Annotated in this window: 14 protein-coding genes; 4 read left to right on the forward strand and 10 right to left on the reverse strand. The window is 66.6% G+C overall.

What is annotated here, in order from left to right:
* Positions 1-5 precede the first annotated feature (5 nt).
* Entirely contained in the window at positions 6-875 is an 870-nt protein-coding gene (locus tag VE759_RS20380) for an ABC transporter permease (protein WP_324935804.1), read from the reverse strand.
* Position 876: 1 nt separating this feature from the next.
* Positions 877-2,850: an ABC transporter ATP-binding protein gene (locus VE759_RS20385; RefSeq protein ID WP_324935806.1), complete on the reverse strand. Its 1,974-nt coding sequence runs from the start codon at positions 2,848-2,850 to the stop codon at positions 877-879.
* Positions 2,851-3,063: 213 nt separating this feature from the next.
* Here VE759_RS20385 and VE759_RS20390 point away from each other — a divergent pair, with 213 nt between their 5' ends.
* A complete protein-coding gene (locus VE759_RS20390; RefSeq protein WP_324935808.1) occupies positions 3,064-3,750 on the forward strand; it encodes a helix-turn-helix domain-containing protein in 687 nt (228 codons plus the stop codon).
* On the opposite strand, the gene VE759_RS20395 is transcribed toward VE759_RS20390, so the two are convergent.
* A complete protein-coding gene (locus tag VE759_RS20395; RefSeq protein ID WP_324935810.1) occupies positions 3,736-4,170 on the reverse strand; it encodes an SRPBCC family protein in 435 nt (144 codons plus the stop codon). The genes VE759_RS20390 and VE759_RS20395 overlap by 15 nt on opposite strands.
* The gene (locus VE759_RS20400; RefSeq protein WP_324935812.1) at positions 4,170-5,003 is read right to left on the reverse strand and encodes a lysophospholipid acyltransferase family protein; all 834 of its coding nucleotides are present in this window, start codon (positions 5,001-5,003) and stop codon (positions 4,170-4,172) included. The genes VE759_RS20395 and VE759_RS20400 overlap by 1 nt, the downstream gene beginning before the upstream one ends.
* Before the next feature lie 390 nt (positions 5,004-5,393).
* On the opposite strand from VE759_RS20400, the gene VE759_RS20405 reads away from it, so the two are divergent.
* The gene (locus tag VE759_RS20405; protein ID WP_324935814.1) at positions 5,394-6,488 is read left to right on the forward strand and encodes a S1C family serine protease; all 1,095 of its coding nucleotides are present in this window, start codon (positions 5,394-5,396) and stop codon (positions 6,486-6,488) included.
* 33 nt (positions 6,489-6,521) lie between these two features.
* Here VE759_RS20405 and VE759_RS20410 read toward each other — a convergent pair whose 3' ends face one another.
* The gene (locus VE759_RS20410; protein ID WP_324935816.1) at positions 6,522-6,821 is read right to left on the reverse strand and encodes a DUF7427 family protein; all 300 of its coding nucleotides are present in this window, start codon (positions 6,819-6,821) and stop codon (positions 6,522-6,524) included.
* A gap of 357 nt (positions 6,822-7,178) precedes the next feature.
* Positions 7,179-7,472 carry a hypothetical protein gene (locus VE759_RS20415; protein ID WP_324935817.1) on the reverse strand — a complete coding sequence of 98 codons (294 nt, stop codon included), beginning with the start codon at positions 7,470-7,472 and terminating at the stop codon, positions 7,179-7,181.
* Positions 7,473-7,742: 270 nt separating this feature from the next.
* Here VE759_RS20415 and VE759_RS20420 point away from each other — a divergent pair, with 270 nt between their 5' ends.
* Entirely contained in the window at positions 7,743-8,162 is a 420-nt protein-coding gene (locus VE759_RS20420; protein WP_324935818.1) for a hypothetical protein, read from the forward strand.
* Between the two features lie 173 nt (positions 8,163-8,335).
* On the opposite strand, the gene VE759_RS20425 is transcribed toward VE759_RS20420, so the two are convergent.
* The 4 genes from VE759_RS20425 to VE759_RS20440 all read right to left on the reverse strand — a co-directional run bounded on the left by VE759_RS20425 (position 8,336) and on the right by VE759_RS20440 (position 12,797).
* Positions 8,336-9,082, reverse strand: coding sequence for a glutaminyl-peptide cyclotransferase (locus tag VE759_RS20425; RefSeq protein WP_324935868.1), 747 nt, complete (start codon positions 9,080-9,082; stop codon positions 8,336-8,338).
* A gap of 192 nt (positions 9,083-9,274) precedes the next feature.
* Entirely contained in the window at positions 9,275-9,586 is a 312-nt protein-coding gene (locus tag VE759_RS20430; RefSeq protein ID WP_324935820.1) for a DUF3303 domain-containing protein, read from the reverse strand.
* Between the two features lie 251 nt (positions 9,587-9,837).
* Positions 9,838-11,523, reverse strand: coding sequence for an Nramp family divalent metal transporter (locus VE759_RS20435; protein ID WP_414687967.1), 1,686 nt, complete (start codon positions 11,521-11,523; stop codon positions 9,838-9,840).
* The gene (locus VE759_RS20440; RefSeq protein WP_324935872.1) at positions 11,520-12,797 is read right to left on the reverse strand and encodes a magnesium transporter MgtE N-terminal domain-containing protein; all 1,278 of its coding nucleotides are present in this window, start codon (positions 12,795-12,797) and stop codon (positions 11,520-11,522) included. Before VE759_RS20440 ends, VE759_RS20435 begins: the two co-directional genes overlap by 4 nt.
* A 227-nt stretch (positions 12,798-13,024) precedes the next feature.
* On the opposite strand from VE759_RS20440, the gene VE759_RS20445 reads away from it, so the two are divergent.
* Positions 13,025-13,168 (forward strand): hypothetical protein, encoded by a 144-nt coding sequence (locus VE759_RS20445; RefSeq protein ID WP_324935821.1) that lies wholly within the window; start codon positions 13,025-13,027, stop codon positions 13,166-13,168.
* Positions 13,169-13,338 lie beyond the last annotated feature (170 nt).

A 13,338-nucleotide genomic window follows, 5' to 3' on the forward strand; every position in this document is an offset into this window, starting at 1 on the left:
ATTCCCTAGCTCGTCTTCATCAGGTTGCGCAGGCTGTCGCCCGCGATGTTTGCGACCAACGCGAGCACGAGCACGCCAAGGCCCGGCATCACTGGGACCCACCACTGCTGCAGGAAGTAGCTGAGGTTCCGCGCCGAGTCGGCACCGAGCTCCGGAGCCGGCGCGGACTGGCCGAGCCCAAGGAACGACAGCGCGGCCAATGTCAGGATCAATGTGCCGATGTCCAGGCTCGCCGCCACGAGCGCGTTGGGCATAGCCCCGGGCAGCAAATGGCGGGACGCGAGCCGAAATCGGCCGGCGCCGGCCAGCTTTGCCGCCTCGATGTGCGGCCGGGCGGCGAGTCGATTCACGTCCGCGCGCACTAACCTGGCATAGAACGGCCACCACACGATCGACACCGCGATGAGCGTGTGGATGAACCCGGGGCCGAGCGCAGCCACTACCGCTATGGCCAGCACCGGTGCGGGCAGCGAAAGAAACGCGTCGGTGATCCGCATGAGCAGGCTGTCGACCCAACTTCCGGTGGCTCCGGCAATGAGCCCGACCAGGCCGCCGATCGACAGTCCGACCGCGACAACGATAAGCGCCGCAACCCAACTCGCGCGCACGCCGTAGAGCACGCGGCTGAAGATGTCGCGCCCGATGCTATCCGTGCCGAGCAAGAATCCGTCCTTGCCGGGAGCCTGCAGCGGCATCCCCACCGGAGCGAGTGGATCGTGCGGCGCGATGAGGGGAACGGCGATCGCGATGAGCGTGACGGCGAACAACAATGAGACACCGGACCAATTCAGCACGACGGAACGCGTTTGCGGCAGGGACAGGACACGTCGGCCGCGGCCGCGGGCCGGCGTTCCCGCGGGGATAGCGAGCGCCATATCAGCTTGCCCTCCGCTCGATGCAGGCGACCCGGTGCGGGCTGGCCGGCCTGCCCTCGAGGCGCACGTCCAGCTGATCGTCGGCGCACGTGTCGGTGGCGATCGGGCAGCGGGGGTGGAAGGCGCAACCGGCCGGCGGCGACAGTGGGCTGGCCGGTTCGCCTGAGAGCACGTGGGGTTCGCGGCCGAGATAGGGAATGGCGTCGACGAGGGCCTGGGTGTACGGATGTGCCGGGCGGGTGATTACGTCGTCGGCCGGACCAATTTCGACGATGCGACCCAGGTACATCACCGCGATACGGTCGGCGACCACCCGCGCCACCGATAGGTCATGGGTCACGAAAACAACCGACATCTGCAGTGTTCGGCGCAGCTCGCCGATCAAGTTGAGCACCGACGCCGCCAGCGACACATCCAACGCGCTGGTCGGCTCGTCACACAGCAGCACAGCGGGCGGTACCACGGTGGCCCTGGCCAAGGAGACGCGCTGACGTTGTCCTCCGGACAGTTGGCCGGCACGGGATTTGGCCACGTCGAGCGGCAGACCGACGCGCTGCAGCACCGCCGCCACGGCGTCCTGTTTTTGTTTGCGGGACATCTTGTTTCGGCGCAGTCGCTCAGAAATCAACTCGCCGACCGACAGCCACGGGGTCAGCGATGCGCCGCAGTCCTGGAACACCATCTGCGGTCGGTGCCGGCCGGACAGCCGCACCGTTCCCAACGTCGGCTTTTCCAGCTCGGCGATGATGCGAAGCAGTGTCGACTTGCCCGAACCGCTCTCACCGACCAGCGCGACCGATTCACCGTCGGCGACGGTCAACGACACGCCGCGCAGCGCATGGAGCTTGCCGCGCCCCATCGGGAACGTTTTCGATACGTCGCGCAGCGACACGGCGGGCGGTTCGCTCTCGTCGGGGTCGGCGGTTGCGGCAAGTGTTTCGGCCGTGGCGGTGACAAGCGCGCCGAATCCGGCCGTCACCTGTGGGAGCGGCAGGATGCATGCGCTGACCCTGTCCGCGGCAACCTCGACCGGCTGGGCCGGCGTCTGCGAACACGCTGTCGTGGACAGCGCGCATCGTGGCGCGAACGCGCAGCCGGGCAGCGGTGCGACGGGGCTGGGCACGCTGCCGGCGAGCGCCGCGAGCTCGTGATGTCGCGAGGTGTCAAGCGTCAGGCGGGATCGCAGCAGTCCATGCGTGTAGGGATGGGCGGGCCGGCCCAACACCGCTGCGGTCGGGCCGATTTCGGCGATGCGGCCGGCGTAGAGAACCGCGATGCGGTCGGCGATCTGCGCCGCGACGCCGAGGTCATGGGTGATCAGCATGATGCTGCAGCCGATTTCGTCGCGCAACCGCAGCAGCAGGCGCAGCACTTGGGCCTGGACGGTGACATCAAGGGCGGTGGTCGGTTCGTCGGCGACGATCAGTTCGGGGTCGCCTGCGATCGCCATCGCGATCATCACGCGCTGCCGGAGGCCTCCGGACAGCTCGTGCGGATATGCGCGCATGCGTCGCTTCGGCTCCGGAATGCCGACCGCGCCAAGTAGCCGCTCCGCCTCGTCGGCGCTGCCCGCCGCCTCGGCGACCTGCCTGCCGATGCGCATGGTCGGGTTCAGCGACGTCATCGGATCCTGAAAGACCGCGCCGAGGTCGAGGCGGCGGACCTTGCGCAGCGTTTTCGGGTCGCCGTGCACCATGTCGGAGTCACCGACCCGAACCGCACCGCACAGCGCGGCCTCCTTCGGCAGAAGACCCAACACGCTGAATCCGAGAACGCTTTTTCCAGAACCCGATTCGCCGACGAGGCCGACAATTTCGCCGGGTGCGATGCTGAGCGAGACGCCACGCAAAGCGCGCACGTCGCGGCCATTCCGGCGAAATGTCACGTGCAGGTCATCGACCGTCGCGACGGGTGGCTGCTGCGGCAGGCCCGATGGTGCGCGCAGTCCGCTCTTCTCGGATACCGCACTGCCCATCCAGTAGCTCCCGGGCCAAATTCGAAACCGTGCGCTCGTCGGCGAGCAATCAGCCTGTCATTTGACAGTTTTCCCGTGCGTACCCGACGGTGGGTGTCTTGGACGTAACCAAACCGGCGTCCGGCGTAACCGATGCGTATCGCGTGTTTCTGTCATGTGACAGAAACCTGATGCCTATCGCTTGTTGCGCCGTCTGCGCGCCACCATGTGGCAATGCCGGTAATTCGGGCGGGTCGGCCCCGGCTGACCACGCGACGGCGCCCAGGCACGTCTGCGCGTGACGAGATCCTCGACGCCGCAGGCGAACTCTTCACCACCCGCGGGTACGCCGGCACGTCGACGAGAACGATTGCCGACGCGGTCGGGGTGCGCCAGGCATCGTTGTATCACTATTTCAAGACGAAGGACGAGATACTTTCGGCGTTGCTTCACCAGACCGTCACGCCGACGCTGTGCTTCATCCCGAGCCTGCGGAGTGCGACACCGGCTTTGTCGGCAACGCAACATCTGCATGCGCTGTCGGCCTTCGACGGCGCACAGCTTCTTCACAGCCGGTGGAACCTGGGTGCGCTGTATCTGCTGCCCGAGTTGCGCGGCGCACGTCTGGTGTCGTTCTGGGCCGACCGGGAACGGCTGCGGCTGCACTATTTGGGGATGAGCAGGACGATCATCGCCGAGACCGGCGTGGCCGATGACGCCGCGGATCTGCCGTTTCGGCTGGTGGAGTCGCTGGTGAACATGAGGGCGGGGCGATCGCCGTCGCAGCCGTCGGCGCTGCCGCTGAACATCGCCGATGCCGGCATCAGGGTGCTGGGTGTGGGAAGCAGCGCCATCGACGGACTGCGGGCACGTACGCGCGTCGAGCTCGCCCGCGTCGGTGCCGAGCTAGGACTCGATTAGCTTCTTGAGATTTCTCAGGCTTTCGGCGAGGGTGCGGCCGACTTGGCGGGCCGCGACTCGATCGGCGATCAGCCCGAGTACGCCGCCGGGCGCCTGGTAGGACATGCGGAAGACGACCCGGGTGCGGCCGTGTCCGTCATCCCGAAGCCGGAACCGGCCCCGCAGCGTGATGCCGGTGATGCCAATCCAGGCGAGATCGCGCGGCTCGTCGAATTCGACGACCTCGACGATGCCACCCACCGGCACCGAGCCGATTTTCCAGTGCGCCATGTAGCGGGATCCGATTGCGGCCGGACCTTCCGTGATGGTTTCCCAGCGCGCGAGATTCGGCATGAATGACGGGTAGCGGTCCGGGTCGCTGACCGTCTTCCAGACGGCGTCGCGGTCCGCATTGATGACGCAGCGGCGTTCGACGCGCATCAGCCGATCACCGGCAATCGACGTTCGGCGGCGAGCCGATCCACGCCGGCTTGCAGGCTGGCCACCACCTTCTCATGTACCGCCTGGTCGTCGCCGTCGACCTCGATCGGCTCCTGGACCTCGACGACGATCTTGGCGGGCAGCGGGATGTGGCCCATGAGGTCACTGATGTTCAACCCCCATGGCAGCGCCAAGGAAATCGGCACGCTCTTGAGCCGCAGCAGTTTGTCGGCCATGAGCAGCTTGGCCAGCCACTGGCCGCGGTCGAGGAACAACGCCGTTTCCTGGCCACCGACGCTCGCCACCGGGACGATCGGCACCCTGGCCTCGCGAGCGAGCTTCACGTACCCCTTGCGGCCGCCGAAGTCGACATTGTGGCGCTGCCACGACGGACGGAACACCTCGTAATCGCCGCCGGGATACACCAGCAACGCGGCACCGGATTGCAATGCCAGACGCGCATTTTCGTGACTCGCCGCGACGGTGCCGAACTTGCGCAGCCAGCCGAGGCCGGGCGCGGAGACCACGAGATTGTGGGCGAGCTGGTAGAACGGCCGCTCGACACCGAAGTACGAGCAGAACGCGAGGGTGAACACGAACGTGTCCGGTGGCACGTTGCCGCCACTGTGGTTGCCCACCAGCAGAACCGGTCCTGCGGCGGGGATGCGGTCGAGGCCGCGAACGTCGGCCCGGAAGTACAGCGACGCAAGCAGCCAGGTGCCGGGCAGTTGGTCGCGGATGTAGTCCGGGTCTCGCTGGTCGAGGTCGGCCTTCGGAACGCGGGCAGTGACCTGCCTCCGCGCCCACTCGACGACGTCCCCCATACCCGCCATTACCGCATCCTGACACAGGCGCCGCGGCGGTTGAAGGTGTTATCTCGCTTTGAGGCCGTCGAACATCAGCTCAACCGCCGCCCGGGTCGCGCGGCCCCGATCCAGCCGTTTCGGGTCGAAGGTGAGCAGCGCCGAGCCGACGCTCATGCTGTGGCACCAGGACGGTGACTATCACCTGCTCTGCTCGCCTACTTCGGGTTGAAGACACCCGTCGGTAAAGCGGGCAAGTCCACACCCTTACCGCTGGCAGGTATGCCGGCACTGCGGGTGGCCGGAAGTGCCAATGGGTGTCAGCGGTGAGGACAACCTGCGCCGGAATCGCGAGTCTGGGGACATGGTCGCCGTCCGCACCCACAAAGCGCGGCCACGGCCGTCGCCAGCCGTCCCGAGATGATCTACGGCGCAGCGCCGTTCACGGCCATGCTCGCGGTCGCGGCGTTTTCGGCAGCGGTCGGTGCGGGCGCGGTCCTGTCCGTGCACCGGCCGGACTCGGTGAACAGCAGCCACTCGTTGGCCACCCGTGGCGCGCAGCCGACGGCGAAGCCTCCCGGGTCGCTCGAGGAGGTCGCCGCGAAGGTGGTGTCCAGCGTGGTGACGCTGGAAAACCAGGACGGCGACGGGTCAGACGAGGGTTCCGGCATCGTCGTGTCATCTGATGGGCTGATTGTGACCAGCGGCCACGTGGTCGCAGCGCTTCATGGTGGCTCCGGTGGCGTGGCAAACAGTTTCGTGACCCTCAGTGACGGTCGCACGGCGTCGTTCACCGTCGTGGGTACCGATTCCATCAGCGACATCGCGGTGGTTCGGGCGCAGGGCATCTCGGGGCTCACCCCCATCACCGTCGGCTCGTCGGCCAATCTTCACGTAGGCGAGGAAGCAGTGGCGGTCGGATCGCCGCTAGGTCTGGAGAGCAGCGTCACAGTTGGCATCATCAGCGCACTGCACCGTCCGGTGGCCGCCGCCTCGACTGATGCCGACCCAAACGCGGTGCTCGACGCGATTCAAACCGACGCCGCACTCAACCCTGGCAACTCGGGTGGCGCCCTGGTGAATACGCGTGGCGAGCTGATCGGCATGAACTCGGCGATCGCGACCACCAACGGCGCCACGTTCAACGCCCAAAGCGGCTCGATAGGACTGGGATTTGCGATTCCCGTCGATGAGGTGAAGCGCATCGCCGACGAGCTGATCGGCACCGGTAAGGCTGCCCATGCCTCCCTGGGCATTCAGGTGAGCAGCGATCAGAGCACCCGCGGCGCGAAGGTCACCGGGGTGACCAGGGGCGGCCCGGCGGCGGCAGCCGGCCTGTCCAACGGTGTGCTGATCACCGGGGTGGATGGTCAGGCGATCAATGACGTCAACGGGCTGGCCGCTTCCGTGGTGTCAAGGGCGCCGGGGGACGCGGTCACGCTCGCCTACCACGACACGTCCGGTGCCGACCGGACAGCGCATGTCACGCTCGGCACCGATCAGGCTCAGCAGTGACATCGCCGACATCGCCGCCGCTGGGTGTGTCAATCAAGCTGAAGTACAGGCGACTTGGCCGGCGATCTCCGCAGCCGGATAGCGGCCCTGGGACTGTTGCCAAATCCTTGAGCACCTGCGCAGTCCCAGAAATCCCAGCGAAACGATGTCGTACCGCGCCGGCAGCACATTACCCAGGTGAAGCGCAAGCGCGGCTATCACGGCGCGGGTGAGAACTGGCTTGGCCATCAGCCACTCGTCCACTCCCTCGCTGAGCAGCTGACCGTCCCTACAGGAAACCTCGTACGTGAGTACGCCGGCCGCCAAGAGCGCCCACGCTTGTTTGGCGTTCATCACAGGTCCTTGTCACGCGCATATGCCCAAACCTCGCAGCGACGCTGACCCCACCCGACGGTCCACGCCGTGAGCACTGCTACCGATGTCGCAAGCATGAAAGTCATTCGAGACCTCGCTAGATGGCCGATTCAGTGCTCACTAGAATCGCGCCGCGACGCCGCGATGTCTTCAACGCTGGCGCCCAAAGACACTTCCGGCCAGCGGGAATCGTCGCCTACCCGTCAGCTTGCACCGCCGCCTACGGGTGCTTTGCCACTCAGGCTTTTCCCAAGTCATTTCCAGCCGTCCATCAGCGATGACGGCCGTGAGTGGATTTGCTGTGAAGATGCTAACGCCGGTGGATGGGCCGTCGGCTTAGGGCCCGGGCCAGTCACCGCCCTTGAATTTACCCATTCCGGCCCAGTCCCCACCCACGTAGGCGGTTGCCTTCGCCGTGGGGGCGGCAGAGGCGATCTGCGGAGAAGTCCCCGGGGGGCCTTGCGTGGTGGTATCGGCATTTATGGTCGTGACGCCGCCTGAACCTGCGTCGGAGGCGCTCATCGCCACGGTGAGCGTGCCCATGACGCATACCACGGCGATCCCGGCGACCGCCGAGATCATCTTCAGTCGCCCGCGAAGATCGCGGGGTACCCGCTGCGTGAGAGTCATTGCCAAACGCTCCGATTTCGTTCCAATCAACTGCGAAACAGGACTACGCAATCTCTAGATTAACGCCGGGCCGACCCCGGCGTCGGGTCAGGCGGCATGATCCACCGCCACGTCAACTGATATCACAGGCGACCTGTCGCGTCGCGCGGCTGCCGCGGCGGATAATGCCCGGATCAGCCGTTGGGTCACCGATGTGTGGCGCACGTTGCCCGCCACGGCGCACACTGGCTAGTACCGCGCAGCTGCGGGTGTTGTGTCAGGAGGAGCGCGATGAGCAACAACGGGCCGTTTGGTTTCGATCCGGAGGACTTCGAGCGAGTGGTCCGGGAGGCCGGCGAGGGGCTGCGGGACGCGGTCGAGCAATTCGGCAGGTTCCTCACTCTGCCCACCGAGCGGGCGGGATGGGGCGCGCTCTTCGACGAGTTCGCCCGCTACTCGCGAGGCCGGACCGAGCCGGAAACAGCGGGCGAGGCCGGCGACGGGGTATGGGCGATATTCACGGTGGACGCCGACGGCGGCGCCCACATCGAACAGGTGTATCCAACCGAACTGGACGCGCTGCGCGCGAACAAGAACAACACCGACCCGGCGCGCAAGGTGCGATTCCTGCCCTATGGCATAGCGGTCAGTGTGCTCGACGCCATCGGCGATGACACCAGTGACGACACCGATGAGTCGCCGGCGGGCTGACCCGGGCCTACGCTCGAAGCCGTCATCGATTCGTTGAGCGTGAGTCGCCCGCGGGCGAGCTCGGTGAACACGCCAAACTCGATCGCGGTCAAGACGACGCGAGAGGGCCAGTAACCCATGCCCGTCTCGAGGATGTACTCGAGTCCGGCAAAACTTCGCAGCGGTCCGGGTAACTACGTGGGATCAAAACGGACGCGGAACGTTGTGGGCCAATGTTTACCGGTCAGCAGGAACTGCCCGCCGCCCGCATACGCGATGCCATTGAGCACGTCGGCGACCGGCCGGCGGGTGCTGTCGAGCAGGCGGCTCGCATCCACCACGGCGGTGACGTTGCCCGCCGCCGGATCAATGCGGACGATCTGGTCGCTCGGCCAAACGTTGGCCCACACCTGCCCGTCGACGCATTCGAGCTCATTCAGCCCACCGAGCGGCTGGCCGTTGCGGGTGACGCCCACCGAGCCCGTTTCGGCGAGATCGGTCACGTCGAGAAACCGCAACCGGTCGGAGCCGTCGCTGCGCACAAGCCGATTCCCGTCCCGGCACAAACCCCAGCTCTCGCCGCTCAGCGGAACTTCGCGCACGCGGGTGAAGGTGGCCTTGTCCCACTCGATCACCACACCGTCGCGCCAGGTCAGCTGCAAGATCCGGTCTCCCACCACGGTAATCCCCTCGCCGAACAGGCCCGGCAACCGCACCGCGCGACGCACCGTGCCCGTCGCCGGGTCCAGTTCACGCAGCTCGGAATGCCCGACCTCGCCGGTGCCCTCGTACAGCGCCGAACCGTCGAGCTCGATGCCCTCGGTGTACGCCCCGGGGTCGTGCGGTGTCTCGCCGAGCACGGTCGGACGCAGCACCGGCACCGGTGCACCGTTAGCGTCCGATCCGGGATCGGCCGTTGCGCTGGGACAGCCCGCCAGCATCAGCGCGACCGCCGCCGTAAGTACGTTGCGCGCGACGCTCACGGCGCCAGCGATCGTCGGGTGAATTGGGTATCGATTCTCATCCCGTCGATCATGCCGGTGAATGCGTCGTCGGGCTTCACGCGGGCTAGCATCGACCCCCCGACGACGAAGGGGCCGCTCGCCCGGAGCGACCCCTCGGTGTGGCGGGGCTCAGCTGATCGATTCCCGGTACTCCACGCCGACCTGGGCCGCCTGCGTCCAGTCGTTCATATCGACGACAGGATGAATCTGGAACGCATTGAAGGGCGCGAACTTGCTTGTGCCGTCAAGCAGCTCGGCCGGATTGTCGGTCTCCACTACGGCAAATCCGCCTTCGCCGTCCAGCCGGCCGACAAATTGGTGGAAGGTCGTGCCCGCGGGTGGCTGCCACTTTGAAAACAGTGCCAAGGCGCGCCGCACGCCCTCTTCGTTTTCCTTGCCGGAGCCGCCGAGCCGGCTCGTCCACGCCATGACGTACTTCATTTGTCCTCCTAGCACCTCGCCGAACTAGTGGGTGTGCGGAGCCACGGTGTAGCCCCCACGGTCTGACAGTGTCCTCCCAGCTAGGCCAGTTCATCGACGAATGACGAAGTATTAGCCAGCGGTTCGCGCTGTGGTCGCACGCCGGCATGTGGCAGGCATCGAATTCTCGCTTAGCCAACTGTGGACGTCATCGAGCGCGGACTGCTGAACGGCGCCTGAGCGGCCGCTTCCCGCGGTCGCGGTCGGTACAGCTATCCGCGGCTGACCTGGACGGCCTTGACCACCAGCAGCAGCGCGCCACAGATCAGATAGCCGCGCAGCGCGATCATCCCGAGCCGGGTGCCCGGTGACCAGGTGACCGGCTGCAGCAAGGTCAACGGCGGCATCCGCCACGCCGTGCGATCAATGGGACGTGCCGGGGGTTGTGGTGTTGTCGGTGTGGCACGGCGCCGGCCCCGCCACAGCAACAGCAGACCTGTGCCCGCGGCAAGCACGACGAGAGCCCCGGCGAGGTAGCCGGCGACCGCGACGACGTTGAGGTCGCGGAACAACGTGGTGGCCATCAGGATGCCCGATAGCAGCAGCAGCGTGCCGACGATCAGGCCAGCGACCCAGTTGAGCCAGGGTCGATTCACCCAGGGCCCCAATACTTCCCGGTCGTTGCACAGCAGCAGGAGAAACACGCTGGCGCTGGGCAGCAGCAGCCCGGCCAGGGCCTGCACGGCGGTCGTGATCAACCCCAACGGTGCGCCGGGGATGAGCACGATCGCCGCGGCCAACGCCACCATTGCGGCGTAGGACAGGTAGAACTGTTTGGCGTCGGAAAAGCCGCGGTGCAGCGAATGTTTGAGGCCGAATACGTCGCCGAAGGCATAGCTGGTGGCCAGGGTGACCGCGGCCGCGCCAATGATGGAGGCGTCGAGCAGCACGATCGCAAACAGCGAGCCGAGCACGGTGCTGTGTCGGGCCAGCAGGTGCGCCACGCCGCCGGCGTCGGTGAAACCGCCGAATGTGTCGGTGGAGCGGGCCGCCCAATCCCCGGTGATAACGATTGCGGCCGCACCGGCGACCACGACGAACGCGCCCAGCACCGTGTCTGCGCGTTCGTATCCGATGAAGCGGGGGGTGATGCGCTTGTCGACGACGTTGGATTGCTGGAAGAACAACTGCCACGGCGCCACCGTGGTGCCCACGATTGCGATGATCAGCAGCACCGCATCGGAGGTCACCCCTCCCGAGATCGTTGGCACTACAAACGATTTCGCCACCTGACCCCACTGGGGGTGGGCCAGCACCAGCATCGGGATCTGCAGCAGGGTGATGGCGATGAACACGAACATGGCTCGCTCCCAGCGGCGGAAGCTGCCGCTGGCGGTGATAAGGATCAACGCCACCGCCGAAACCGGCACCACAATGTATTTCGAGATGCCGATGTAGTCGGCGGCCAGGGTGATGCCGATGAACTCGGTGGTAATGGTCAGGAAGTTCAGTAGGAACAGGTCGCCGACGGAGAACCAGCCCCAGCCGCGGCCGAAGCGTTCGTTGATCAGGCGGGCATGGCCGACCCCGGTGACCGCGCCCAACCGGACCACCATCTCCTGGTTCACGATCAGCACCGGGATCAGCAGTAGCAGCACCCACAGCAGCGAATAGCCGTAGTTCTGGCCGGCTTGTGCGTAGGTGGCCACCCCGCCCGCGTCGTTGTCGCCGACCATCACGATGATGCCGGGCCCGACGATGACCAACAGGGTCAAGAACCGGGTCTTGAGCGTGCGGGCCCGCTCGCTCTCGCTGATGCTGATGCGGCCGAACGCACCCTCGATGTCACCCAGGTGTGCGGTGTCGAGCACTGCGGTGCGCTGCGTGGCCGGCACGGCGTGGCGGCCCCGAGTGGCCGGCGCGTCGGCGCGGTCGGGGTTGTCGCGGCCCGTGGTCACCGCGCTTCGCCTTTGGCCTCATCGTCGGGTTCGATGCGCTGGCGGATCGGGCGTGGGGCTGGTTCGCGGCGGCGCCAATCCTCCGGGATGATGGCCTCCAGCACGTCGTCGACGGTGACTACTCCGAGCACCCGATCATCGTCATCAACCACGGGGATGGCATACAGGTTGTAGTCGGCCATCAGCAGCGCGATGTCGGTGAGGTCGGCGTCCGCGGTTACCCGCACCGGGTCGGAATCCATCAGCGACACAACGGTTTCAGCGGGGTCTGCCTGAAGCAGCGCGATCACCGACACCACCCCGGCCAGTCGCTTGTCGTCATCGAGAACGTGCACTTTCAGCAATGCTTCAGGCTGCACCGAGGTGGCGCCGGCGATCACTGCCAGCGCTTCGCGCGCGGTGGCCGTGGGTGCGCACGAAACGAAGTCGACGTTCATTAGCCCGCCGGCGCTGTCGGGATTGAACCCCATCAGTGTGATCACCTTGGTGCGCTGCGGGGCAGGCATCAACTCCAGCACCCGTCGCCGGCGCGATTGACGCAGGTCGGTGATCGCGTCGGCGGCGTCGTCGGCGCGCATCCGGGCGAGCAGCGCGGCGACCTTTGCGTCGGGCATGTCGTTGAGGAGCCGACTCGCCTTGTCGGGGTCGAGTTCTTCGAACACGTCGGCCTCGAGCTCGGGGTCGCTGTGTACCTCGTCGAGGATTTCGCCGCCCTCGGCCTTGTCAGCGTCTTCGAGCAGATCGGCGATCTGGGCGGGTTTGAATGCACCCACCCGGCCCGACAGGCGCCGCACCGCCCGCGAGCGCGCGTGGCCGATCAACGGTTCGAAGGCCTTCCAGTCTCGCGCCGCCGGCCCGCCCGATCGCCTGATCAATCCGAAGAGCCGCGGGGGCCGGCGGGTGTCCAGCCGTGCCAGCACCCAACCCGCGCCGGTGTCTTCGAGTTCCACGTCGTAGGCGCGTACCAGTTCAACGGCGGCCACGTCGATCACTCGGTGCCCCAACACATCGGCGCGCAGCAGCACCTCGCCCTCGCGGCGTTCGAAGGCGCGCAAATCGATCTTGTTCTGCGTCAAAACCACCCGGTCGGGGGCGAATTCCTGGATGGCTCCGCTGCCGACAAAGACACGTCGACCACCCACTCCGGCAACGATGCCGGTCACCAACGGATACTCGTCGGCGCCGCGTAGCCGCACGATCACGTCTTCGACGCGGCCCACCACATCGCCGGATCGAGTCAGCACCGGCGCGCGCAACAACTGCGACAGATGAATCACCGGGCGTCCGGCGCCGGCGCCCGCGGGCGTCGTCTCTGTCTTGCTCACGTGCCCTTACCTCCTCAGCCACTGCGCCGTGGACTGGGCCACCGCCACAATGTTTGATGTTGTCCCGACCCGGGGTTTCGGGTTGAAGCCAGCTTTGGTGATGTCGCAGGTATCGTCGCTTGACCAGCTGCGCGGCCAGGCCGTAGCTGCAGGACGCCGCAGCCACATTCGCCCCGTTGTCGGCCACGGTACGGCTGCACCTGCTCTGGGAGCTAGCGCACTGCGACCGCGACGTGGGCACGCTGGCCGCCGCCACCGGCCAAAGCGTCGCCACCGTCAGTGCGCCGCGCCCATCCGATGTCGACGTGTATTGGTGCTGACCCGCGGACAGCGTCGGCGGCCGCGCCGGACTTGAGCGCGACCACCCATGCTGCCCAGCGCGGGTGGTGCGGCTCCTACCGCTGGCAGGTACACACAAACTGCAGCTACCCGCAATGCCGTTGGCGGGGTAGCCACGACGACTTTCTGAGGTCGGAGCGGGATCGTTGAG

Origin of the sequence: Mycobacterium sp. (assembly GCF_035640695.1) — a bacterium.
Lineage (GTDB): Bacteria > Actinomycetota > Actinomycetes > Mycobacteriales > Mycobacteriaceae > Mycobacterium.